This window comes from Bifidobacterium simiiventris, from assembly GCF_019331715.1.
Taxonomy (GTDB): Bacteria; Actinomycetota; Actinomycetes; order Actinomycetales; family Bifidobacteriaceae; genus Bifidobacterium; species Bifidobacterium simiiventris.
Map to the genome: position 1 here is coordinate 86,083 of NZ_JAHBBG010000002.1, position 25,599 is coordinate 111,681.

General features: G+C 64.8%; 17 protein-coding genes and 1 pseudogene. 13 read left to right on the forward strand and 5 right to left on the reverse strand.

The genetic code is table 11. The features are described from left to right. Positions 1-26 precede the first annotated feature (26 nt). The gene (locus KIH76_RS02805; RefSeq protein ID WP_236036789.1) at positions 27-1,715 is read left to right on the forward strand and encodes a DUF6020 family protein; all 1,689 of its coding nucleotides are present in this window, start codon (positions 27-29) and stop codon (positions 1,713-1,715) included. 35 nt (positions 1,716-1,750) lie between these two features. Next, positions 1,751-2,392 (forward strand): response regulator transcription factor, encoded by a 642-nt coding sequence (locus tag KIH76_RS02810; RefSeq protein WP_219069266.1) that lies wholly within the window; start codon positions 1,751-1,753, stop codon positions 2,390-2,392. Between the two features lie 130 nt (positions 2,393-2,522). Here KIH76_RS02810 and KIH76_RS02815 read toward each other — a convergent pair whose 3' ends face one another. Then, the gene (locus KIH76_RS02815; RefSeq protein WP_219069268.1) at positions 2,523-3,287 is read right to left on the reverse strand and encodes a hypothetical protein; all 765 of its coding nucleotides are present in this window, start codon (positions 3,285-3,287) and stop codon (positions 2,523-2,525) included. A 247-nt stretch (positions 3,288-3,534) separates the two neighbouring features. On the opposite strand from KIH76_RS02815, the gene KIH76_RS02820 reads away from it, so the two are divergent. The 5 genes and pseudogenes from KIH76_RS02820 to KIH76_RS02840 form a co-directional block, all read left to right on the forward strand. Continuing rightward, the gene (locus KIH76_RS02820) at positions 3,535-4,086 is read left to right on the forward strand and encodes a YbaK/EbsC family protein (RefSeq protein ID WP_214373253.1); all 552 of its coding nucleotides are present in this window, start codon (positions 3,535-3,537) and stop codon (positions 4,084-4,086) included. Between the two features lie 121 nt (positions 4,087-4,207). Next, on the forward strand, positions 4,208-5,011 hold the full coding sequence (locus KIH76_RS02825; protein ID WP_236036790.1) for an amino acid ABC transporter ATP-binding protein: 804 nt from the start codon (positions 4,208-4,210) through the stop codon (positions 5,009-5,011). A gap of 62 nt (positions 5,012-5,073) precedes the next feature. Next, positions 5,074-5,874 (forward strand): glutamate ABC transporter substrate-binding protein, encoded by an 801-nt coding sequence (locus KIH76_RS02830; RefSeq protein ID WP_214373340.1) that lies wholly within the window; start codon positions 5,074-5,076, stop codon positions 5,872-5,874. Continuing rightward, the gene (locus tag KIH76_RS02835; RefSeq protein WP_214373341.1) at positions 5,874-6,551 is read left to right on the forward strand and encodes an amino acid ABC transporter permease; all 678 of its coding nucleotides are present in this window, start codon (positions 5,874-5,876) and stop codon (positions 6,549-6,551) included. Before KIH76_RS02830 ends, KIH76_RS02835 begins: the two co-directional genes overlap by 1 nt. Positions 6,552-6,557: 6 nt before the next feature. Further along, positions 6,558-7,655 (forward strand): annotated as a pseudogene (locus tag KIH76_RS02840) (amino acid ABC transporter permease); the annotation flags it as partial. Positions 7,656-7,966: 311 nt separating this feature from the next. Here KIH76_RS02840 and KIH76_RS02845 read toward each other — a convergent pair. Continuing rightward, positions 7,967-8,734, reverse strand: a complete 768-nt coding sequence (locus KIH76_RS02845) for a fibronectin type III domain-containing protein (RefSeq protein WP_214373255.1) — start codon at positions 8,732-8,734, stop codon at positions 7,967-7,969. A 311-nt stretch (positions 8,735-9,045) separates the two neighbouring features. On the opposite strand from KIH76_RS02845, the gene KIH76_RS02850 reads away from it, so the two are divergent. From KIH76_RS02850 to KIH76_RS02865, 4 genes are all read left to right on the forward strand, one after another. After that, positions 9,046-13,161: a 5'-nucleotidase C-terminal domain-containing protein gene (locus tag KIH76_RS02850; protein WP_214373256.1), complete on the forward strand. Its 4,116-nt coding sequence runs from the start codon at positions 9,046-9,048 to the stop codon at positions 13,159-13,161. Positions 13,162-13,348: 187 nt separating this feature from the next. Then, a complete protein-coding gene (locus KIH76_RS02855) occupies positions 13,349-14,329 on the forward strand; it encodes a PPK2 family polyphosphate kinase (protein WP_214373257.1) in 981 nt (326 codons plus the stop codon). A 211-nt stretch (positions 14,330-14,540) separates the two neighbouring features. After that, positions 14,541-16,919 (forward strand): alpha-L-rhamnosidase, encoded by a 2,379-nt coding sequence (locus tag KIH76_RS02860; RefSeq protein WP_214373258.1) that lies wholly within the window; start codon positions 14,541-14,543, stop codon positions 16,917-16,919. Between the two features lie 185 nt (positions 16,920-17,104). Next, positions 17,105-19,669, forward strand: coding sequence for a DEAD/DEAH box helicase (locus tag KIH76_RS02865; protein WP_214373259.1), 2,565 nt, complete (start codon positions 17,105-17,107; stop codon positions 19,667-19,669). Between the two features lie 68 nt (positions 19,670-19,737). On the opposite strand, the gene KIH76_RS02870 is transcribed toward KIH76_RS02865, so the two are convergent. Further along, complete coding sequence (locus KIH76_RS02870) at positions 19,738-20,877, reverse strand: hypothetical protein (protein ID WP_214373260.1); 1,140 nt, start codon at positions 20,875-20,877, stop codon at positions 19,738-19,740. A 217-nt stretch (positions 20,878-21,094) separates the two neighbouring features. Here KIH76_RS02870 and KIH76_RS02875 point away from each other — a divergent pair, with 217 nt between their 5' ends. Together KIH76_RS02875 and KIH76_RS02880 are read left to right on the forward strand one after the other, a co-directional pair. After that, on the forward strand, positions 21,095-21,805 hold the full coding sequence (locus KIH76_RS02875; RefSeq protein WP_214373261.1) for a response regulator transcription factor: 711 nt from the start codon (positions 21,095-21,097) through the stop codon (positions 21,803-21,805). A gap of 189 nt (positions 21,806-21,994) precedes the next feature. Next, positions 21,995-23,425: a sensor histidine kinase gene (locus KIH76_RS02880; protein WP_214373262.1), complete on the forward strand. Its 1,431-nt coding sequence runs from the start codon at positions 21,995-21,997 to the stop codon at positions 23,423-23,425. 107 nt (positions 23,426-23,532) lie between these two features. Here the strand turns inward: KIH76_RS02880 and KIH76_RS02885 are convergent, their stop codons facing one another. Both KIH76_RS02885 and KIH76_RS02890 read right to left on the reverse strand, forming a co-directional pair. After that, a complete protein-coding gene (locus KIH76_RS02885; protein WP_214373263.1) occupies positions 23,533-24,906 on the reverse strand; it encodes an MFS transporter in 1,374 nt (457 codons plus the stop codon). Between the two features lie 196 nt (positions 24,907-25,102). After that, the gene (locus KIH76_RS02890) at positions 25,103-25,474 is read right to left on the reverse strand and encodes a thiamine-binding protein (RefSeq protein ID WP_214373264.1); all 372 of its coding nucleotides are present in this window, start codon (positions 25,472-25,474) and stop codon (positions 25,103-25,105) included. Between the last annotated feature and the right edge of the window lie 125 nt (positions 25,475-25,599).

Genomic DNA, 25,599 nt, shown 5'->3' on the forward strand with positions numbered 1-25,599 from the left:
ATCATATGCGGCGATTCAAATCAACCATGACGGCTCTGTCCAAGCGGGTGACCGCGCGCCGTCCGTCCACGCTTGGAACGGCGGTGCGTTCGCGGTTCATGCCGTACTGGACGCTGTTGATCGTGGCATGGCTGCCGTATCTCGTGCTGGTCTGGCCGGGCGCGCTGCGCGACGACACGCTCGCGCAATACCTGCAGACCGCCGGACTGCACCGGTACTACACGCAGCATCCCCTGTTCGACACGCTGGTTTTCGGACTGTTCTGGAAGGTCGGCGGCATGCTCGGCTCGCCGCTGATCGGCGAGGCGATCTACACGGGCGTGCAGGCGTTGCTGCTGTCTGCCGGATGCGCGCTGGTCCTGTGCTACATCCGCAAACTCGGCGCGCCACGGTGGCTGCGCGTATCGGGACTGCTGTACCTCGCCACGAGCTACGTGGTGGTCGGCTCGGTCGGCACGATGGGCAAGGATTCGCTGCATACGGTGTTCTTCCTGCCGTTCGCCGTGCTGTTCGCGGAAACGTGCCTGACCTGTGGTCGGGTACTGATGCGTCGTCCTGCGGCGCTTGCGTTCGTGGCGCTCGCATTCGCCGTGATCGTATCGAAACGCACGGCGCTGATGATCGTGCTGTGTGCCGGAGCTCCGTTGCTGGCCGTGTGCGCTCGTGGACGGATCCGCCGTCGGGCGTTCGTGTGCCTGCTGTCGGCGATCGTGCTTGCGCAGGGCGTGTTCACGCCGGTCGTCGCCGCTGTGACGCACGCCAACCAGTCGCCGTCGCGCGAGCTGTGGGGCATCATGACCCAGTCGGTCGCCCAGGTCGCGCATGACCGTCCACAGGCGATATCGGGGGAGCGGAAAGACGCGCTGGACAAGGTCATGCGACTCGATCAGGCGGCGCTCGCCATCAACCCGCATCGCACCGACGAGACGTTCCACACGCTGCGCGAGGACCCGCAGCCGTCGGCGGGCGAAAAACTCGCGGCGTTGCGCGCATGGGCCGGATTGGGCCTCTCATATCCGGATGAGTATCTCAAGGCGTGGGCCGGGCCGATTCACGGCTGGTGGGACATGCGCGTGAACTTCGCGTATCCGACCGATTCGGATTACCTGCTGCGCGGCGGATACCTGCGGCAATGGGCCACGTTCCTGCCCGAGGACGCGGGAATCGCGGGACGACGGGATGTCGATGCCGCCGATGCCGACGCCGTTGCGGCATTGCGCGTTGCCCGGATCGGCCGTGATCTGGCACCGCTGATGGGGACCTCGCGCAAGCCGGCGTGGCGGCGGGCGCTGCTGGGACGGCTGCGCCGGTGGGTTCGTGACGACAATCCGCTCACCGCGATGGCCCTGTACGTCACGTGGATTCCGTTGATGACCATGGCGGCGTTGTTGGTGCAGCTGATGCGCAAGCGTTCGTCATCGCGGCTGGGCGGCTCCTCCATCTCTTCGCAGGCCGCCGTTCCCATGCCGTCCAGGCCGGACTCGTCTGACTTGCCGTCTCGACCGAGCGTGTTTTCTTCTTTGTCATCTCGACCGAGCGAAGCGAGCGGAGAGACCTTTCCGCCTCGCCTGCGCCTCGCCGCGTTCTCCCTGTTGTTCTTTACGATCCTGTCGTTGTATGCTTCTCCGGAAGCCCTGTTCTGGTATCCGATCCCGGTGTTCCTTTCCATGCCGTTGTTCTCCGCGCTGCCGTTCGCCGGGGCATGCCGCGTGTAGCCGGACGCGACGGTCCATGCGGGATAATGATGTCTATGACAACGATCGCGATTGTGGACAATGATCGGTTTGCGCTGGGCATGCTGACGCAGATCGTCGGGCGGGCCATGCCCGGTGCGAACGTGATCTGGACGGCGGAGGACGGGCGGACGGCCGTGCACCGTTGCCTGTACGAAGGCGAGGCGCAGGTGCCGGATGTGTTGGTGCTCGACATGTCGCTGGGGGAGCCGGGCATGGGTGCCGACGGCGCGGACGCATGCCGTATGATTCGCGAGGCTTCGGCCCGGCCGGCGATCCTGTGCCTGACTTCGTATTCGCGCGCGCATTACCGCCAGACGGCCATCGACGCCGGCGCGCAGGGACTGATCGGCAAGGATTCGACGCCGAGGGAACTCGCCGCGGCGGTCATAGCCGTGGCGGACGGACAGATTCTCGACGGGTTCATGGACGTGAACGCCGCGCATGCGGCATTGGCGTCCGTCGCGCAGCGGACGGCGGCGTTGTCCGATCAAGAGCGCGAGGTGATGCGTTTGTATGCGACGAACCATACCACCGAGGAGATCGCGCAACGACTGGGCATCAAGGCATCCACCGTGTTCGTCGTCACACGCCATGCGAAACGCAAACTCGGGGCTTCCAGCAGAGCCGAAGCCATCCGAATATTGCTGGGCGGGTGACGGTCTCCTCCATTCGCGCTTCATCTGCCGCATACCCCACCGCGTAAGTGGGCAAAACCGGACTCGGATTTTCATAAGTGGGTAAAACCCGTCTAGAAAACCCTGTTGCGATCTTCTATCTAGTAGAGATCTACCCACCTATGGTGCTACGTGGCCTGTCTGTGTCCGGATCTGCCCACTTTTGAGTCGGATCTGTCGGTTTGACGGTACCGTCGAGTGTGTCGATGGCCTGATAGGTGCCGGTCATGGCGTGTTGGATGAACGAACGGATCGTGCGTAGGTCGTCCAACTGGGAAGGCGGCAGATCGTCGCGTTCCAGATCGGCGTTGATCAGCATGATCGCGTTTGCCAGATCGTTCGTTGTCCGGTCATGCAGCGACGAGGTGATGCGCTCGCGCTCGCGACGCTGCCGAGCTTGGTCGTGCAGCCGGCGATGATCGGCCATCCACCTCGACACCAGGCCGATGACGATTGCGAACATGCAATAGGCGAACGAGATCACCACCGAATCGGTCACCCCGAGCCCGAACAGCAGCCTGCGGTCGACCAGCAGCGCGGTGACGGCCAGTCCGGCGGCCAATCCCGCAGCCCATCGGTTCTCGCGCCAGATCAGTCCTGCGGCGAGCGTCATTGCCATCAGATACGAATACGACATCGGGAACGGCGAGACAAGGCCCACACAGGTCAGCGTCGTCACGAGCCACGCTCCCGCTTCCGGAACGAACGGCAGTGCGGCAAGCGATGCCAACGCCAGCAACGGGATCAGCAGATACGACAGGTGGAAGTTCGTGGCCGGCCAGCGCAGCACGGTTTCCACGATCACGCAGCATGCGATGCCCACGCATGCGACGGTCATGCGGTGCTGTGACGCGAATGGCGGCTGAGAACGGTTCATACGACCATGATCCCACGTGTCGTGTCGACGATGTCGGATTACGGTCGTTCCAGAGTCGGAATCGACCGCAACTCAATGGTGGTGAGGCGTTTGTGTTGAGTTACGGTCGTGCGGGAGCGGGGAAGGATCTGCGCGATGATGATGGCCGCGGATAAACGGTCATAAGGAACGTCTATAGGGCAGCGGTGTTGCGCGAGTGGCATGGCCGGTAAGCTGGCGCGTAACAAGTTGCGGGGGAGGCATACCTATGACTCTGGAAATACTGGACTGGCATGATGGGGATCTGCTGGCGAAACCGGTGTTCGACGCGTTGAAGGGGCTCGTCGAGGCCGGTGTGCCGGAGAGCAAGATCCTCGGGGTCACGATCAATACGGACGAGGAATCGGACACCGACCTGTGGTGCCCGAAATACGGGGTGCCGTTCGAGAACACGGGCAACGTGGTCGTCGTGCACACGCACAAGACGCGCAAGGCGCCGCCGCAGTTCGCCGCCGCGTTCGTGACGGCGGACACCCGGGCCGACCTGAACGGTGTGGTCAAGCACACGCTGGAGGTGAGCAAGGTCAGCTTCGCGCCGATCGCGGATGCCGTGGAGGCGACCGGCATGGAGTCGGGCGGCATGTCGCCGATCGGATTGCCGGGCGACTGGCCACTGCTGGTGGACCAGCATATTCTCGCGGTGCCGAAACTGTATATCGGCTCGGGCATCCGCCCGTCGAAGCTGGTGATCGACGGGTCGATCTTCGCGGACATCCCCGGAGTGACGTTCGTGGCCGGATTGGGCAAGCCGCGCGGGTGATTGATCGATCTGCGCGGGTGAGCGTTCACGTTCCGTACGTGAACGCTCACTGTCTCATGAAGCGTCCGAAACATGGACGGCATGTGTCGAATCGGTAACATACGGCCGATATACTGCCCGCATGCCAGAAATCCAAGAAGAAGAGAAAACCGCCCGCACTCCGCTGGTGCCGGGCGTCGAATACCCCGATCACCCGCTCGTCGAGCTGACCCACGTCGAAAAGTACTTCGGCGACCTGCACGTCCTCAAGGACATCAACCTGACCGTTAACAAGGGCGAGGTGCTCGTCATCGTCGGCCCGTCCGGCTCCGGCAAGTCCACCATGTGCCGCACCATCAACCGACTCGAGACCATCGACTCGGGCGACATCCGCATCGACGGCAAAGCCCTGCCGCAGGAAGGCAAGGAACTTGCGAACCTGCGCGCCGAGGTCGGCATGGTGTTCCAGTCGTTCAACCTGTTCGCCAACAAGACCATCCTCGAGAACGTCACCCTCGCGCCGATCAAGGTGCGCCACATGAACAAGACCGAGGCCGAGCACCTCGCGATGGACCTGCTCGCCCGCGTGGGCGTCGACTCGCAGGCCCACAAGATGCCCTCGCAGCTGTCGGGCGGCCAGCAGCAGCGCGTCGCCATCGCCCGCGCGCTCGCCATGAAGCCGAAGGTCATGCTGTTCGACGAGCCGACCTCCGCGCTCGACCCGGAAATGGTCAACGAGGTGCTCGACGTGATGGTCGAGCTGGCGCACGAGGGCATGACCATGCTGTGCGTCACCCATGAGATGGGCTTCGCGCGCAAGGCCGCGGATCGCATCGTGTTCATGGCCGACGGCCAGATCCTCGAACAGAACACGCCCGACGAGTTCTTCGAGCATCCGCAGACCGACCGCGCCAAGGACTTCCTGTCGAAGATCCTCACCCACTGAGATTCGCGCGGGGAGACTATCACATGACTGTGAAACTATCTGTGAAACGCATTGCCACGCGCATGATCGCCGCCGTGGCCGCGCTCGCCTGCACGTTCTCGCTCGCGGCGTGCGGCGAGGACGAGGCCGGCAAGATCCGCATCGGCATCAAATTCGACCAGCCGGGCCTCGGCTTCAAGAAGTCCGGCACCTACGTCGGCTTCGACGTGGACGTGGCCAAGTACATCGCCAAGAAACTCGGCTACTCCGAGGACGAGATCATCTGGAAGGAGGCGCCGAGCAAGCAGCGTGAGGCCATGCTGCAGAACGGCGACGTCGACATGATCCTCGCCACATACTCGATCACCGACGAACGCAAGAAGGCCGTCTCCTTCGCCGGTCCGTACTTCGTCGCCGGCCAGGACCTGCTCGTACGCAAGGACGACCATTCGATCAAGGGGCCGGAGGATCTGAACGGCAAGCGCCTGTGCTCCGTCACCGGTTCGACCTCGGCCGCGACCGTCAAGGAGAAGTTCGCCTCCGAGGTCCAGCTCATGGAGCAGCCCGGCTACGCGGAATGCGCGACTGCGCTGTTCTCCGGCATCGTGGATGCGGTGACCACCGACGACATCATCCTCGCCGGCCTCGCCTCCGCCTCACGCGGCAAGCTGCGCGTCGTCGGCAAGCCGTTCACGCAGGAATACTACGGCGTGGGCATCAAGAAGGGCGACACGAAACTCGCCACGCAGATCAACAATGCGATCGTGCAGATGATCCAGGACGGCTCATGGCAGCGGGCCATCAGCGACAACACCGAAGGCACCGACTACACGCCGGACGTGCGCTTCAATCCGCCGACGCCGAACGAAGGGGAGGGGGAGTGATGAACGGATTCCTCGAACTGTTCAGCCAGTACGACGTGCTCGGCGCGTTCCTCGTCAACATCGAACTGACCCTGTGGAGCACGCTGTTCTCGCTCGTGCTCGGCGTGATCCTCGTCATGATGCGCATCTCGCCGATCTCGTCGCTGCGCTTCGTGGCCGGCGCGTACGTCGAGCTGTTCAAGAACCTGCCGCTGACGATCATCATGGTCTTCATGGTGCTCGGCGCGTACGCGCAGTTGAAGCTCAGCTTCTCCGACACGTTCGCCACGAACTTCTTCTGGCTCGCCGTCACCGGTCTGAGCCTGTACACGGCCGCGTTCGTATGCGAATCGCTGCGAAGCGGCATCAACACCGTGCCGATCGGCCAGGCCGAGGCCGCGCGTGCGCTGGGACTCGGCTTCATGCAGTCGGCCACGCAGATCATCCTGCCGCAGGCGTTCCGCGGTTCGGTGGCCCCGCTCGGCAACACGCTGATCGCACTGCTCAAGAACTCGACCGTCGCCGCGGCCGCGTCCGTGTCGACCGAAACGTCGTCGCTCATGAGTTCGATGATCGAATTCCGTCCGGACGTGATCATCCAGATCTTCCTGATCTTCGCGTTCGGCTATGTGATCCTGATCATCCCGATCGGCATGCTTACCACGTACCTGTCCAACAAGCTCGCCGTCAGGAGGTGATTTCGGATGGCTGATACTTCCAATTCCGTACTGTTCGACGCGCCCGGCCCGAAGGGTCGGCGCACCATCCGCATCGCCAACTGGATCGCCGGCGTGATCTTTGCGATCGTGCTTGTGCTGATTCTGATGCGTCTGCACAATCCGCCGCAGGGCGAAAACCAGCTGAGCTGGGAGCTGTGGAAGCCCGCGATCGAACGCGAGGCATGGACCGACTTCTACCTGCCCGGCCTGTGGGCCACGATCCGCGCGACGATCGTCGCCGTGATCGGCGCGGTCGCGTTCGGCCTCGTGTTCGGCGTCGGCCGACTGCTGCCGAACATCGTGATCCGGTCGATCTCCGCGGTGATCGTCGAGTTCTGCCGTGCGGTGCCCGTGCTGCTGCTTATGATCTTCTTCTGGCGCTGGTTCGCGTTTGCCGGAATGCCCAGCCCGTCGTACTGGGCGGTCGTGCTCGCGCTCGTGTTGTACAACGGCTCGGTCGTGGCCGAACTCGTGCGCTCCGGCGTCGGCAACCTGCCGAACGGCCAGCGCGAGGCCGCCGTGGCGCTGGGTCTGACCGAAACGCAGTCGCTCATGCAGGTCGAAGTGCCGCAGGCCGTGTACGCGATGCTGCCGGCCGCCGTCACGCAGCTGGTCGTCGTGTTGAAGGACACCGCGCTCGGCTCGATCATCATGTACACCGACCTGTTGCAGGAATCGCGCCGACTCGGCTCGATGTACTTCAACATCCTGCAGACGCTCGTCATGGCTGCGGTGATCTACTTCGTCGCCTGTTGGCTGCTGTCGCGTCTGGCCGAATGGCTGCCCGAGCGCATGCAGCAGCGCACGGCCGCGCCGGCCGAACCCGAGCCGGTCGCGCCGATCGCCATCATGGACCCGTCGAACGTCAACCAGATCGCCGTCGCGAAGGAAGTCAAGGAGCTGCCGCTCGGCGGCACGCCGCGCAAGTACCATGTGCACCACCGCGGCACGAACGCGTCGATCCGCAACTGGCGGCGCACCCGCTACGAGCAGGGTTACGACGAGACGCATCCCGAGTCGCAGGTCGATCCGCTGACCGGCGAGTTCCCGGCCGCCCGCAAGGCCGCCGAGGACGAGAAGGCCGCCAAGGCGAAGGCCGTGCGCGCCAAGCGCAAGGCCGAAGCGGAAGCCGCCGACGGTGCCGACCGTCACGGCGACAAGGCCGCGCACCACACCGACGCCATGCCCGAACACAACCCCGTGTTCAAGCACGGCAACGACGTGGGCAAGGGCCATCCGAACCTCGGCGGCAAGCCGAAGATCTGAGACCGCTGACGCGTTGGCGTCTCGCTCGCATAGGTAAGGAGCCGGTTTCCTCATCAGGGAACCGGCTCCTTGTCGTATTGTGCGACCGCCCGTCATGCTGTCGCCGCCTGCAAGGCCGCCGGGCGGGATCAGATGGTGTCGGCGGCGAAGCTGATGCCGCGCGCGTGCAGCAGGCGGATGTTGGCCGCGCCGGTCGCCGCTGGCCGGGAACCGGTACTCGATGCGCACATGGTCGAACAGCATATGCTCGAACACCGGCACCTGACCGGAATCCTCGCCATCGTCGGTGTACGGCACGCCGTGCAGTTGGCCGGGCCGTTGTGATCCAGCTCGCCGATGTTGATCAGACTTGACAGGCAGTCCATTTCGATGCCCTCGAACCGGCTTCGGATATACGGCTCGTAATCGGCCGGGTTTGTCGTGCCCTGCAGTGTCGCGCCCGCGGCGACGACGAGTTCAGTGTGCGAGTGCATGCGCAGCGCGCCGGTGAGGAACGTGCCGGCCGGGATGAGCACTGCGGAGTCGGCGTCGCAATCGTCCAATGCGCGTTGGATGACAGTCGTGTTGAGCGTACGGCCGTTGCCGACCGCGCAGTATGGCGGCTTGGTGACGTCGAGCATACGTTTGACGGCGGTCGTGCGGGCCGTTATGGTTCCCAGCTCCCGGCACGCATGACCGTCGCCGTCCGCGTCGAGAGACACGGCGATGCGGTACGTATGCGATGGCTGCAGGTCGTCGATCGTGTAGTGCGTCACCGTCGTCTCGTGCGTTTCGTGCGCCGCGCCGCCGCTGACCGTCACCTGATAACGGTGACCGGGCCGCGCGTCGCCCGGTCGGTCCCACCATATCGTCAACGATTCGTCCGTCGCCGCATACCGCAACCCTGCGTCAGCCATATTCGTTCCTTGCATCCGTGAAACCGCCATATTCGTACGGTTTACGGTATCCACAGCGGAGACATCGACGACAGACCGTTGCCATGTTTTGCCCTATGCCGCGTTCGCACTAACCGTGCATGACGAACGGTGCGGCCGGCTGCGGAAGCCGGCGGTTTGCCCAGTGTTCAGATGCGGTATGGCCGGCGTTCGCGTGGATACGGTGTCGGGTTCACTCGGGGTTTCTAGCGTGGGATTCGTCCATATCGATCGGCGGCGGGCTACGGTGAGGTGCATGCCCGCCCGTCGGTGCAGAAGAAGGGGTATCACGCATGGGGAACCATCACCGTATCGCGGCGTCACGCCGTGCGATCGCGCTGCTGACCGCGGCGGCGACGCTGTCGGGACTGGCGGCCGTCGCCGTGCCGACCGCGGTGGCCGAAGCGCCGGCCGCGGCCAAGCCGTCCGTCATCATCAACGAGGTCTTCGCCGGCAACACGAAGGAACTCGGCGATCCGGTCGCGCAACGCGACGACTGGGTCGAGCTGAAGAACACCGGTGACAAGCCGGTCGACGTCAAAGGCTGGGGCATCTACGACGAGAAGCAGAAGAAGCACTACACGATTGGCGTCGACAAGGAGATCAACGCCGACACCGTCGTGCAGCCGAACGGCTATCTCGTCGCCTACATCGACTACAACGGCGAGCCCGGTCTTGGGTCGGACGCCGATTCCGTCTATCTGACCTCGTCCGTCGGCGACAAGTACGATGCCGGAGCCGAAGTCGATGCGACCACGTGGAAGCTTGCTGACAAGATGACCGCCGCGCAGTCGTGGTCGCGTGCCGACGACGGCACGTTCAAGGTCAGCGACCAGCCGACGCCGGGCGCGGCCAACGAATTCCCGTCATCGACCCCGACCCCCGAACCGGGCGAGACGATGACCGTCGACGCATGGCCGGGCCTCGACACCGTCACCGCGATCGACGCGGACGGCGAATTCGGCGCGAAAGGCCAGTCCGGCGACCATACCGACGGCAACCTGTCCGGACTGGTGTACGAGTCCGGCCGCGACGGCGCCGCCGACACGCTGTGGGCCGCCGACAACGATCTCAACCCGACGCTCGGCAACACCGAAGACAAGGGGCCGGGATCGATCAACAAGTTCGTGCTTGACGCCGCGACCGGCACGTGGAAGCAGGACCCGACCGGCGGATGGACGTTCGACGTGAACGGCCAGACCAAGGGCGGCAAGCAGCTGCACTTCAAGGACGGCAAGGGCGGCGTCGACTCCGAAGGCATCACGCTCATCGACGGCGACTCGTCCAAGGGCGTGTTCATCGGCGCCGAGCGCGACAACGAGAACAAGAACGTGCCTCGTCCGTCCATCCTCTCGTACGACGCGAACGCGGCCGCCACCGACACGAACGGCGACGGCGCGCAGGACCTCGCCGCCATGCACGAGTGGAACCTCGTCGCGCCGCTGAGCCAGTTCGGCGTCACGCTTGGCAAGGATGACGCCAACCTCGGCGTCGAAGGCATCGCGTTCATTCCGGACGGCGTACTCACCGCCAAGCATTTCAAGGTCAACCTCGATCCGAACAACGTTCACGACTACGATCCGGCCGGCACCGCCAACGACTACGGCGGCCTGTTCTTCGCCGCGCTCGAGAAGACCAACGCGATCTACGCGTTCGCGCTCGCCACGGTCGCAGGCAAGGACGTGGCCTATCCGATCGCGCAGATCCCGTTGCCCGCCGCCGCGGCCAACGCCGGATTCGACGGCCCGCGCGACCTGACCTGGGACGGCGAACACGGCCAGCTCCTCGCCGAAGGCGACAACGACAACGGCACCGGCGCGAAGATCGCCACCTACACCTTTGACCAGAACGGCACGCTCGCACTCACCAAGCTCACCGCGACCCCGGCCGAGATCGCCGGTCAGAACTCCGAAGGCTTCGCGATCACGCCCGATTCGGCCGCCACCACCGTGAAGGGCGGCGTCGAGGGCAAGACCTACAAGCCGGTCTTCTGGGCCGACGACGGCGTGACCGGCGGCCACTCGCTGCGCCGGGGCTGGATCGAGGCGACCAACCCGAACCCCCAGCCGAACCCGCAGGATTCCGCCAAGGTGACGCTGTTCGGCATCACCGACTTCCACGGCCACATCGAAAACGGCGGCTACCTCGCCACCGCGCTCAAGGAAACCAAGGCCGCCAACCCGAACACGCTGTTCGTCGGCGCGGGCGATCTGGTCGGCGCGTCCGCGTTCGAATCGTCCATCGCGAACGACGTGCCCGCCATGGATCAGCTCAAGGCGATGGGACTCGCCGTCTCCGCCACCGGCAACCACGAGTACGACAAGGGCGCCGCCGATCTGGCGAATCGCATCGTGCCCGGCATCGCGCCGGCCAAATACGTCGTCGCGAACGTGACCGGCGACGTGCTCAAGGGCAAGGTCCAGCCATACGTGATCGAGGAATCGGGCGGCAAGAAGATCGCCTTCATCGGCGGCATCTTCAAAACGCTTGCCGACTCCGTCTCCCCGGCCGGCATGAAGGGCATCACCGTCACCGATCCGATCGAGGCGATCAACAAGTACGCCGACCAGCTGTCCGACGGCGACCCGTCCAACGGCGAGGCCGATGCGGTCGTCGCGCTCGTCCACGCCGACGCGAACGATCTGAAGAACCTCGACGCGAACGTCGACGCGGTGCTCGCCGGCCACACGCACCTGTACGAGACCGCGAAGACCGACACGGGCGCGCCGATCATCGAAACCGCGAACTACGGCGTCGAATACTCCACTACCGATCTGGAGATCACCGGCAGCGGCAAGGACGCGAAGGTGAGTGCCACGGCGGCCAAGCACGACGTGTTCACGCAAGACCAGGACGGCAAGGACGTGCCGCTGTTCGAGGCCGACCCGGCCGTCAACCAGATCTACCTCGACGCGAAGGCCGCCGCCGACGCGAAAGGCAATGAAGTACTCGGCACGCTGGCCGACGACGCCACGTTCAACCGCGGCGCCAGCAAGCCCGGCGACCTGAGCACCGTCGGCAACAACCGCGGCGTCGAATCCACGCTCGGCATCCTCAACGGCAACGCCGCGAAGTGGGCCGCAGAACAGTCCGGGCAGAAGGCCGACATCGGCGTGATCAACGCGGGCGGCATGCGCGCCGACCTTGACCCGAACGGCGACAAACAGGTGACGCTCAAGGAGGCGCACGACGTACTGCCGTTCGGCAACTCCAACGCCGTCGTCACCCTGACCGGCAAGCAGCTCAAGACGCTCATCGAACAGCAGTGGCAGCCGGCCGACGCGCAGCGGCCCGTGCTCTGGCTCGGCTTCTCCGACAACGTCGACTACCAGTACGACACGTACGTCGCCACCGTCGACGGCAAGCAAGTGCCGCGCGGCGCCGTGCACGACCTGACCGTCAACGGCAAGGCCGTGCACGACAACGACACGTATCTGATCGCCGGCAACTCGTTCCTGCTCGCGGGCGGCGACAACTTCACCGTCTTCCAGCAAGGCACGGGCTACGTCGACACCGGATACATCGACTTCGACGGATTCTCCGACTACCTCAAGGCACACCCGAAGCTCGAATCCGCGAAAACCCGCCACAGCGCCGGCTTCTCGGCGGCGCGCCTGGCCGACGACGGTACGGTGACGTTCACCGTGAGCGGCCTCGCGTTCACCACCGACGAACCGCGGCCGTGGGGCGTGCGGCTGACCGCGAACGGCGTCGACTTCGGCGACCTGACCGGGCTGGACTACACCGGCGAGGAGCAGGGCCCGGGCGCGGGCTCGATCACCGTGACCAAGAAGCTGACCGACGCCGAACGCGCCGCATTCGTGGCTGCGGCGGCAAAGGCTCCGGCGGCGGCGAAGGATGCGGCCGCGGCCGACGGCGGGGCGTTCGCGATCGGCGCTGCGACGGTGGAGACGCTGCTGACGAAGCCGCAGGCGGAGCGGCCGACGCCTCAGCCTGAGCCGACCCCGACTCCGGAGCCGACCCCCGAGCCTCAGCCTGAGCCGACCCCGGAACCCACGCCGACTCCGGAGCCAGAGCCGACGCCGTCTCCTGAACCTGAGCCGAACCCCACGCCGACCCCGGATCATGAGACGCCGACGACACAGGAGCAGCCTATCTCCAAGCCGCAGAACAAACCCCAGGCACAACAAACGGATACCGCCACCGGCACTCCGAACGGGGGCGCGCAACATGGGCGGCAAGACACGTCGAAGCCGTCCGTCCAGTCTCAGGGCAAGACGGGCAAGCCCGTTACGGCGGAACGCGGCGGCTCGGCGCAGGTGACCGTGCGTCGTCTCGCAGATACCGGTTCATCCGTGGCGTGGATGGCGCTCGCCACCGCCGTCCTGTTGGCATTGGGCGTCATCGGAGTCGCCGCCTTGGGTGTGCGACGCGACGATGGACGGTGATGTATAGGTGCGTCTTTGATGCACGCCAGACGGGATGCGCCGCCGAGGGGCTACTCGGCGGCGTATCCCGTCTGTTCCATAGGAGATTTACGCCGTTTGACGGTGTTCTCGCGGTGCATGACGGCGGTCGGTCGGATGATATGCGCCGCTGCCGTTGGAGCATCCCGATCGGACGTACAATCATGGCATGGGCAAGGACGCTGTCAAAACCATCACCAAGACGCTCAAACGCGCCGAAAACGGCATCGAAGCCATCGAAACAAGCGGCGGCGTGGCCGAGCGGCTCGCGCGCGCGGCCAAATCGAGCGAACTGCTCAGCGCGGTCTGGTCGTTGCCACCCGCCCAGAGGCTCATGTTCCATCCCGGCATGCAGGTCGCGCAGATCCGCGGCGCGTCCACGCCCGGCTTCGACGGTGACAAGGCCGACGCCGAACGGTTCATCGCGCTGAGTTCCGCCGAAATCGCCCGATATCAGAACCTGCTCTATGCCAACGGCGTGCACGGTTCGTCCCGCCGTCTGCTCATCGTGCTGCAGGGCATGGATGCCTCCGGCAAGGGCGGCATCGTCAAGCACGTGTTCCGTCAGGGCAACCCGATGGGCATCCACTACCACGGGTTCGGCAAGCCGACCGCCGAAGAACAGGCGCACGACTTCCTGTGGCGCGTCGAACGCGAACTGCCCGACCCCGGCTGGATCGCCGTCTTCGACCGCTCACACTACGAGGACATCGTCATGCCGCATGTCTACGGCACGCTGCCCGAGGAAACATGGCGTGCACGATACGAGATCATCAATGATTTCGAGCGCGACCTTGCCGCCAGCGGCTGCACGGTCATCAAGATCTTCCTCGTCGTCAGCCGCGACGAGCAGAAACGCCACTTCCTCGCCCGTCTCGACGACCCGACCAAGCGGTGGAAGTTCGACATGTCTGATCTTGATGCGCGCGACCGCTGGGACGACTACATGGCCGCATGGCAGGAGGTGTTCGAGCGCACGAGCACGCCCGTCGCGCCGTGGTATCTCGTGCCTGCCGACAATCGCTGGTATTCGCGGGCCGTCGTTTCCGAACTGCTGCGCACGAGCCTGAAGAACATGAACATGACTTGGCCGGCGCTGAAGTCCGGCATCGATCCGGACGAGGCGAGGCGGCGGCTTGCGGTGGAGTGACATGTGGAATCATGCGCTGGCTCGCAGTCGAAATGACATATATATGTAACGATACATGTTGGCATTGCTGAGAATATCGTGATTGTATAACTTGCTTATTCGTATCAGTATGATTACTGTATGTACCGATACATTGATGACGGTCGGCGATGTTCGGTTGGTTGCGGATGACCGGTGCCGGATCGATGATGCCAATGAAGGAGCGCGAGCAATGACGACGATGACGGAACCGGTGCGCTGGCAGGCACAGATGATCGGAGGTCCGGACGATGCCGTGGTGGTCGACCCGGTCAAAGCGGGCGGCGAGATGCGGCGGCCGCCGGTGATCCGCTGCGATTTCGACGTGGCCGGCACGCCGGCTGCGGCCCGGCTATGCGTGACCGCGTGGGGCCTGTTCGAGGCGGAACTGAACGGCCGCCGGGTCGGCGAGGATGTGCTCGCGCCCGGCTGGACCGTGTACGACGAACGTTTGCCGTACTGGACCTACGACGTGACCGATCTGGTGCATGACGGTGCGAACGTGCTGGGTTTCCGGCTCGGCGACGGATGGTATCGCGGCCAGATCGGATTCAACGGCGGGCAATGCGACAACTATGGCGACCGGCTGGGCGTGTTCGCGCAGCTGGAGCTGACGGATGCGGACGGCACGGTCACGATCGTCGCGTCGAACGCCGACGACGGGCGCTGGAAAGCGGGTTATGGGCCAATTCTCGCCAGCGGACTGTACGAGGGGGAGACGCTCGACGCGAGGGAAGAACGCGACCCGTTCGCGGAGGAGCTCTCCGACCATCATTGGCGGCCGGTCGAACGGCTCGACTTTGATCAATCGGTGCTGTATCCGGCAGACGAGTCGACTGCCGTGTGTTGCATCGGCGAGCATCAGCCGGTATCCATCAACCGGCTGCCGGACGGCCGCTGGCTCGTCGACTTCGGCCAGAACTGCACGCAGCGCGTCGTCCTGACCGTCCCCGCGACTGAGCCCGGTCGCGAGATCGACATCCAGCACGTCGAAGTCATCAATCCCGACGGCACACCGGCCACGCGCCCGTTGCGCCGCGCCATCCAGCACGACCATTACATCAGCGACGGCTCACCGGCCGTCTGGGAGCCGCGCTTCACCATGCACGGTTTCAGATACGCGGTCATCGGCGGCTGGCCGGCCGATCGCCCGCTCACCGCCGCCGACCTGCATACGCGCGTATACAGTTCCGCGCGACACCGTCTCGGCTGGTTCTCCTGCTCCGACGAACGCGTCAACCGGCTCGCCGAAAACGCGCGCTGGTCGATGCTGTCGAACTTCGTCTCCATCCCCACCGACTGCCCGCAACGCGACGAACGCTTCGGCTGGACCGGCGACATCGCCGTGTTCGCGCCCACCGCCGCCTACCTGTACGACGTGAACGGTTTCCTTGACAGTTGGCTCACAGACGTTGCGATCGAAACGGAACGCTGGGGCACTGTGCCGTACTATGTGCCGTATCCGTTTCCAGGCTGGGGCAAGCCGGATGCGGTCGCGCTGTGGGGCGACGCGGCGACGATGGTGCCGTGGGCGCTGTACATGGCGACCGGCGACGTCGCGGTGCTGCGACGGCATATCGGGCTGTCCCGGCGCTGGATGGACGAGGTCGCCGGACTGCTCGCGGACGACGGCGTGTGGGATCGCAAGCCCGACGTGTGGTGCGGCCAGCTCGGCGACTGGCTCGACCCGACCGCGCCGCCGGACGATGCGGCCCGCGCCATGACCGACAAGGCGCTCGTCGCCACCGCGTTCGCCGCGCACTCGGCCGATCTGGTCGCGCGCATGCTGCGTGTGCTCGGGGACACGGCCGCGCAAGAACATTACGAGAAGCTCGCCGCGCATATCCGCGCCGGGTTCCGCGCGCGGTTCGTGCGATCGGACGGCACGATGACTTCGGACACGCAGTGCGCGTACGCGCTGCTCATCGCGCTCGACCTGCTGGCCGGCGTGGGTGGAACCGCGGAATACGACCGGCTGCGTGCGGCGGCGGGGGAACGGCTCGTGAAACTCGTGCGCGAGCGCGGCTTCGTGGTCGGCACCGGATTTGCCGGCACGCCGTTCGTGCTGCCCGCATTGTGCGCGACCGGACATGCGGACGAGGCGTTCTCGCTGTTCCTGTCCGACCGTTGCCCATCATGGCTGTACCAGGTGCGCATGGGTGCGACGACCACATGGGAACGTTGGGATTCGATGCTGGAGAACGGCGAGGTGAACCCGGGCGATATGACCTCGTTCAACCATTACGCGTTCGGCTCGGTGCTCGACTGGATGCACTCGGCGATCGGCGGGCTGGAACTTGCCGACGCCGGCTGGAGCCGCGTACGCGTGCGGCCGCAGATCGTCGCGGCGTTGGCGCATGGCGTGACCTCGGGTTCGGCCGCGCATGTCACGCTGCACGGTAGGGTGTCGGTTTCTTGGAGCGAGGGCGACGACGGGCATGTTCGTCTTGACGTGGACGTGCCGCAGGGCGTCGAGGCGGAGCTCGGCCTTGACCTCCGGGACGAGACCGGCCGCCGTCTGCCTGCCGGAACGCTTGTCGCGCCGGGCGTGCATCGGCTGGTTCTGGCATAGGTCCGGTTCCCGGGATTTCATCGGAACAATCCCGGGAACCGACTATGTACGTTTCATCGCGGACGATCCTTGGAAAATCAACGATCGCAATGTGCGAATTGTCAGCTTATGCGCGATTGCCGGTTCCCGGGATTTTCCCGGCGAATCCCGGGAACCGCATGGGACGAAGTAGACTGGGGAGCATTATGGCTGATACTGAGACTTATGGTTCCCTGGGGGCGTTGGCGCCGAGCTGGGACGACGGCGAGCGCAACATCGATTCGGACGAGATCTATGAGCGGTTCTTCGGCTGGGTGCATGACGTCAAGCGCATCGAGCCGTGGCCGCATCAGGAGGAGGCCATCATGGACCTTCTCGCCGGCGACCATGTGATCCTCAACACGCCCACCGGCTCGGGCAAGTCGCTGGTCGCACTCGGCATGCATTTCGCCGCGCTGTGCACCGGGCGGCGCTCGTATTACACCGCGCCGATCAAGGCGCTCGTCTCGGAGAAGTTCTTCGATCTGGTCGACGTGTTCGGCCGCGACAACGTGGGCATGATCACCGGCGACACGCATATCAACGCGGATGCGCCGATCATCTGCTGCACGGCCGAGATTTTGGCGAATCGGGCGTTGCGCGAGGGCCGGCATGCCGACGTCGGCTGCGTGGCGATGGACGAATTCCATTACTACGGAGACCCGGAGCGCGGCTGGGCGTGGCAGGTGCCGCTGCTGACCTTGTCGAAGACGCAGTTCCTGCTGATGAGTGCGACGCTCGGCAACGTGGATGCGATCGCCGACAAGCTCGAGGACATGACTGACACGGACGTGGACATCATCGCCGACGCGCCGCGACCGGTGCCGCTGACGTATGAATACACGCTCGATCCGCTCGAGAAGACCGTCGAGCTTGCGTTCCGCGAAGGTTCCACGCCGATCTACGTCGTGCATTTCTCGCAGGATGCGGCGTTGGAGACCGCGCAGGCGCTCGCCTCGACCGGCGTGTCGAGCAAGGAGCAGCGTGCGGCCATCGCCGAGGCGATCAAGGGCGTCAAGTTCACCACCGCGTTCGGCAAGATCCTGCAACGACTGCTGCGCACCGGCGTCGGCATCCATCATGCCGGCATGCTGCCGCGCTACCGTCGTCTGGTCGAACAGCTTGCCCAGCAGGGCCTCTTGCCGGTCATCTGCGGCACCGACACGCTCGGCGTCGGCATCAACGTGCCGATCCATTCGGTGGTTCTCACGGCGCTCACCAAGTTCGACGGCACGCACATGCGCAAGCTGCGCGCGCGTGAGTTCCATCAGATCGCCGGTCGTGCGGGCCGCATGGGATTCGACACGGAAGGGCTTGTGATCGCGGAGGCCCCCGAGTTTGAGATCGAGAACGCGAAGGCCGTGGCCAAGGCCGGCAATGATCCGAAGAAACTCAAGAAGGTCAAGCGCAAGAAGGCGCCGGAAGGGTTCGTCACGTGGAATCAGGCCACGTTCGACAAGCTCATCGACGCGGCCCCCGAAACGCTCGTGCCGCACATGAAGATCACGCATTCGATGGTGCTGAACGAGGTCGCGCAGGGCGGCGACGCGCGCTACCGCGTTGACCGGCTCATCGACGACTCCGCGCAGAGCCCCGACCAGAAGGAGAAGCTGCACCAGCGCGCCGACGAGATCTTCCAGACCCTGTTCGACACGAAGGTCATCGAAACCGAGGATCGCGACGACGGCGGCAAGAACTACTATCTCGACGTCGACGTGCCCGACGATTTCGCGCTCGACCAGCCGCTGTCGCCGTTCCTGCTCGCGGCGTTGGAACTGCTCGACCCCGAATCCGATACCTATGCGCTCGACGTGATCTCGATGGTCGAAGCCACGCTCGAGGACCCCAAGCAGGTCCTGAAGGCGCAGGAGCGGCAGGCGCGCGACAAGGCGCTTATCGAGATGAAGGAAGACGGGCTCGAATACGACGAGCGCATGGACAAGCTGCAGGAGATCACGTACCCCAAGCCGCTTGAAGACATGCTGCAGGCCGCGTTCGACCAGTACCGGCAGGACGTGCCGTGGGCGAACGACTACTGGCTGTCGCCGAAGTCCGTCGTACGCGACATGGTCGAGACCGCGTCCGATTTCACGGGGTATATTGCCCGCTACAACATCGCTCGTTCCGAAGGCACGCTGCTGCGCTACCTGTCGGACGCGTACCGCGCGCTGGCGCGCACCGTGCCGGCCGAGAAACGCGACGAGCAGCTGGACGACATCATCTCGTGGCTGCGCGTGGTCGTCCGTTCGATCGACTCCAGCCTCGTGGACGAATGGGAGCATGCGGGCGACGAATCCGATGCGGCCGCCGAAGCCGCAGCGAACCTGGCCGCGCCGGGCGGCGCTCGCGAGGCCGTGGTCGAGGACCGTCGCGGACTGATCGTGCTCATCCGCAACGCGATGTTCCGCCGCGTGCAGCTCATGGACTTGGACAAGCCCGAGGAACTCGGCGCGCTCGACAAGGACTGGGGATACGGCGTGCACGAATGGGAGGACGTGCTCGACGATTATTACGACGAGCACGAGTACGTCGGCATCGATGCGGCCGCCCGTTCCGGCAAGCTGTTCATCCTCGACGATTCGCTCGAACAGAAGGAACATGCGTGGAAGGTGCGGCAGATCATCGACGACTCCGACGGCGACCATGACTGGGCCATCACCGGCACCGTTGATCTCGACACCACGCAGGAGACCGGCGAGGTCGTCTTCTTCGACTACCACGTCGGCAACTGAACCCATCGCGTGGCGGTTTGCTCTCACGGGGTTCGGCTCAGTGAGAGCAAACCGCCACGCGACCTTGGTCATAAACGGGAACGTATCGCGCGGGCGATGAACCGCACGATCAGCACCACACCGTAGCCGAGATAGCCGGCGACGAGATACAGCACCAGAAACGACGGCACCGTATCGACCAGCGTCGTCCAGTCGATGAACCAGCCGTTGCCGATCGGCGTGCACACGCCGTTGATCGGGCATTCATCCTGATACGGTGCAGCCAACACGAATACCGCGACCGCGCCGATCAGCGTGCACGCCGCAGGGAACAGCAGCGAACGCAGCCAATCGGGAACCACTCGCTGCCTGCCGCCGTCCGGTCCGGCTTCGCCGGCGTTCGTTCCCGGGCCGGCGACCCGGCATCCGCCCGGCATCGCCGCGTCACGGCTCGCGTATGCGCCGCACGTCACCAGCAGGACCGGCGGTACCACGAAATTGATCATCAGCGCCGCGGCCATCGCCAGCTGCCCGCGTATCAGCGAGAACGCGATCACCAATCCATAGGTGATCGCCAGCGTCAGCCAGCAGCCGAACCGCACCGCGTCACGCCGCGCCCACGTGACCATCCGGCCGCTCGCGCTCGTCTCAGATGGGGCAATGAACAGTCGGCGCAATCCGTATCGGCCAATCGCAAAGCAACAGAACGCCACTGCGGCGTACGCGAGCAGCAACACCGCGCATCCGCCCAGCGCCTGCACGGCCAACTCCCCACCATGCTCGCGCATCAGCTCCAGCCAGTCGTCCCACCGGTAGTATTCGACGTAGCCGAGCATGCGCAGATGCGCCCAGCCGAAGCCAAGCGGTCCCATCAGCGCGCTGACCAACGGAAACGAGAGCGAGCCGGAACGGATCGAGCCGAGAACGAGATTCGCGACACCCAATCCGACCGGCCAGTAACCCGCCGTCATGACGGGCGTCCAAACGAAACCATCCGGAATCGGCCGGCCGTCGAGTTCGGGCAGGAACGTGGCGAGACGGGAATACGAGATCAGCAACAGAAGGACCGCGAGGGCGATGACGCCGATCCAGTGGGCGCGGTTCCACGAGCACTGTTGCGCGAAACGGCTCACGACGCCGTGTGCGGGACGCGTCGTGCGGCGGTCGGCGTTGCCGTCCGGAGGCGTGTTCGGGCCTTGCGCGGCGGGATTGGTGTGTACCGAGGTCATGATGGCCTCCTTTCCGGTCGGCTGTGACGACCGTCCAAGCCGGGCGGCGGGCCACGTCGGATAATCGACACGGTGATCGCCCACTCGCTCGGCGTGTTGTGGTGATTCCAGTATGGAACAGACGCGAGCCGTGGAATGATGGATGTCATAGCCCGTATGACGCGGCGCGACGGTGCGGCCGCGCGGGCGCGCATGATGGTGACACGGGGAGGTGCGCATGACCGGGACGTCTGGAGAGCGGTATGACCATGCTGCTGCTGACGGTGCAAACGCGCGTATTCATATCGGCATCGTCGACAACGATCCGTACGCGGTGGCCGTGCTCTCGACGATGATCGCGCGCATGGACGCGCGGTTTGACGTGGTCTGGACGTGCGAACTCGGCGCGGTCGCGATCAGCAGATGCCTGAACCGTGCGCAACGGCCGGACGTGCTCGTGACCGACATGTCGATGAACGACGTGCCCGGCACCGAGGTATGCCGGGCGATCCGCGTCAAACGCGCGGACGTGGGCGTGGTCGGCGTGACCTCGTACGCGGTCGACTCGTTTCTGGACGAGGCGACGCGCTGCGGCATGCAGGCGTTGGTCAGCAAAACCGATCTTGCCGGTATGGCCGTGGCGATCCGACGCGCCGCGCTGGGGCTGGCGACGAACGCGAATACCGGACTGCCACAGTTCCTCGACGCCGCCGAAGCGCACACCTTACTGGAGGATGCGTCGTACGACGCCGGCCGCGGGGCGCTTTCGCCCAAGGAACGGGACGTGCTGCGGCTGTACGCGGACGGGCTGACCACGCGCGAGATTGCGGATCGGCTCGGCATCGGCACGCCGACGGTTGCCACGTTCGAGCGGCGGGCGCTCGCCAAACTCGGCGCCCGCAGCCGCGCCCACGCGATCTCGATCTGCGTGCGACGGCATGTGTTCTGATCCTGCTGCCATGTCGGGCGAAAGCCCAATGAACCGGCTGTATCGATGGGGACGACCAAATGAATTTGTCATTTCGAGCGAGGCGAAGCCGAGTCGAGAAATCTTTCTTGTCGTTGTCGCGCTGGAAAGATTTCTCCGTTCGCTTCGCTCGGTCGAAATGACATATATGTGAAAGCGAGGTGACGGAGGATGACTGAGTGGCTGGAACGGTTGGACGACGCCGACCGGCGGACGGACAACGCGTGGCTGCTGACGGCGGTGCTGGTCGTGGCGCTGGTCTGCGCCGGCGAAACCCTGGGAGCCGTGACATCCGGCGTGATGCCGGCCGCGGATGCGGCGTGCACGTTCGCTGTCGTGGCGGCGACGATGCTCATGGCGTTCCGCCCGGTGACCGGCGCGTTCACGGTCACGGCGCTGTGGTCGTCCCTCAGCGTCGCCGCGGTCGACATGCCGTCGGCCATGCTGCTGTGTCTACTGGCCGCCATCGGCATCCTCGGCTACGCCTATCGTCGCACGGCCGTGGCCGTCACCATCATCGCGCTGGCCGTCTGGATGTTCACCCAAGGCGGCGTCGCATTGCCATCGGGAAATACCGGAACCGGATCGTCGTACAGCAGTAATATGGACTCGCCATCGTCAGACAGCCAGCCGGATCAATCGAATCAGTCATCATCCGGCAACGCCGACGATCCGGCGAATACAGCCACCGATCCCAATGATCACGTTCTGCTCGGCACGGTCGCGATGTCCGGCATCGCGCCGGTCGCCGTCCTGTTCGCGGGATTCCTGCTCGGCGGCATGGCCGCACGCTGGAACCATGAGCGGCACAGCGAGCGCATGGAACTCGCCTACCGCCGCCAACGCGCCCGCGCCGCGCAGGACATCCACGACTACGTGTCGAACGATCTCGCGTACCTGATCCTGCGACTGGACAAGGATATCGCCGACGGCAAATCGCCCGGCGTCGAAGAATTGCGCGAGCTGCGCGACGTGGCGTCCGGCGCGCTTGACCGCACGCATCAGGTCATCGGCGTGATCGAGGGTCGGGAAACCGGGCAGCAGGCGACAGCGGCAAACGGTCGCACCGGTGCCACCGCTCCATCCGTGGCACCATGCATCGACGATCGGCCATCCGACCATTCCGGCGCGTCGTCGTCGTTCGGAAGTCATCATGCGCGGCGATCATCCGGATTATCCGTCGTCAATCCGAACGCCGAACGCGACGACTGCCCGCTCGCCGAGCAACTGCGTACGATTGCATACGCCGGCGATCATCGGCTCAAGGAACTCGGTTTCGACGGCCAGACGATCATCACGAATGCGAACGATAGCGCCGAGCCGGACGATCTGATCGCGGGATTCCTCGAGGAACTGTACGGCAACATCGCCAAACACGCCGATCCCGCCGGCGGCTATGTGCTTACGATCGGCATCGGCCGCGACGCCGTGCAGATCGCGCTCGTGGACACGGCGCTGGATAATACGTCATCTCACGCAAGCCTGTCTCTTGGTACCGGGCTCGATAGATATCGGATGCGGGTTGATTCTCGTGGTGGCGTGTTTGATATCAATGCGCGAAACGATGAATGGACGCTGTCAGTGTTGATTCCCCTGCGGTAGCAGAAGCGTGGGGTTGCCAGCAATTTTTGTGGCCACCGTTGCTAGTGACAGAGAAGGCTCGTCTGACATACATCAGACGAGCCTTCTCTGCCACTAATGGTAAGAGATCAGCCGACGGAGCGCTGGGAGGTTTCGGCGCCGAAGAAGCCGACGATGAGCATCGAGAAGATGGCGATCACGCTGATCGACACGAAGATCGAGGTCGCGCCGAGCGCGGTGAGCATCCAGCCCACCACCATCGGCATCAACACGTTGAGCAGCTTGGCGATCGCGTTCGCGAGTCCCACGCAACGGAAGCGGACCTTGGTGGCGAACAGTTCCGGCGCGTACACGGCCACGACCGACGCCATCAGCGTGTACAGGCACATCATGAGCAGGAAGCCGACGATGATCGCGCCGGCGGTCGAGGTCTGGAACGCGTACGCCATGCCGAACACGCCGGTGAACAGGAACGCGGGCACGATCGTGCGCTTGCGGCCGATGCGGTCGATGAGCAGGGACCCGATCAGGCAGCCGACCGGGGCGCCGAGCATCATGAGCGTGGACGTGGTCAGCGACGCAGACAGGTTGATGCCGCGCTTGACGAGGATCGTCGGCACCCACGAGGTGAACGCGTACGAGCACACGTTGGTCGCGCCCACGGCCACGATCGCCACGAGCAGGCAGATGCCGAGCGAACGGCCGCCCGCGTTGCGGTTCTGCGCGGCCGCGTCGGCGGCGGTGTCGAATGCGGAAGCCGGTTCGGAACCGTTGGCCTCCATTTCCTTGACGATCGCGTCCGCCTCATCGTAGCGGCCATGCACGGCGAGCCAGCGCGGGGATTCGGGGATGTCGCGGCGCAGCCACCAGATCACGGCGGCCACCACGCCGATGCCGACGAACAGCGGGCGCCAGCTCCAGCGCGGGATGATGAACGCGCACAGCAGCATGGCGATCGGCACGCCGCAGTTGGCGACGAGTGAGACGATCGCGCACCAGTGGCCGCGGCGGTTCATCGGCGCGAACTCGTTGACCATCGCGAAACCGGTCACGATCTCGGCGCCGAGGCCGAGACCCGCGCCGAGACGGCACAGGGAAAGCACGGCCATGTTCGGAGCGAACGCGCCGAGGAACGTGAAGCCGCCGAACAGCAGCAGGTTGATCTGGTAGGCGGTGCGGCGGCCCTTGAGATCGCCGACGAAGCCGGCCAGCAGGGAGCCGATGAGCAGGCCGAGGAAGCCGGCCGACATGAACGTCGAATTCTGCTTGACGGTAGACCAGCCGGTGGCCAGCGCGCTGGACGCGACGGCGGAGCCGATGTACACGTCGATGCTGTCCATCAGCATGCCGGCCGCGACGAGCGCGACGATGCGATGGAACATCGTGGTTTCATGGGCGCGATCCACGCGCGAGATGATGTCCTGCACTTGTGCCGGATCCGCGGTTGCCTCGCTGGTGCGGGCGGCCGCGGCGGCGGAAATCTGCTGTTCTGCAGCAGTCATGATCTTCAAACCTCTACTTGGGAATCTTGGCTGGTCGATCGGCGTCCTAACGATCCCATTGTGTGGGATGCGCGGTGTGCGCGAAAACCGGCCTTGAACCCGGAACGCCCGCCTATTGTGTAGGCGAGCGTTGTCCTTGTCGATAGATTAGGTTTGTGTGCGCCGGATGCCCGGGAACGGTCACATAGTGGACGGATCAGGCGTTCTTGCCTAGAATCTCGTCGACGATCTTGGGCTTTTCCGTGAGCTGGCCGGTGAATCCGGGGCGGATATCCATATGCAGCACGAGGCTCGTGCGGTATCCCTGCTCGGCGAGCTTCTTGGCGGCCTCGCCGGCGACGTGCAGCACCTCGTCAAGATCGCCCTCGACATCGGTGAACAGCGCGTTGGTCTCCTGAGACAGACCGGATTCGCGGATCACCTGAATGGCCTGGGCCACGTACGGCGAGACCTCGGAGCCAGCGCCGGAGACGGACACCTGAATCGCGGCGACCGTGTTGAGGTAGGGCTTGCCGGTCTTCGGGTCGATGGGGACTTCCTGCTTGACGGCATTGCGATCAATAGGCATGATGGTTGCTCCTTTGTGTTCAACGGCTCGGTCCTGCAATTACGGACGCGCCGTTGGCGCGGCGGATTTTTGCCTTCGTTCGGCTTTCGCCTCGCTCAGGGCTCGCCTACAGGAAGCCCACAGGG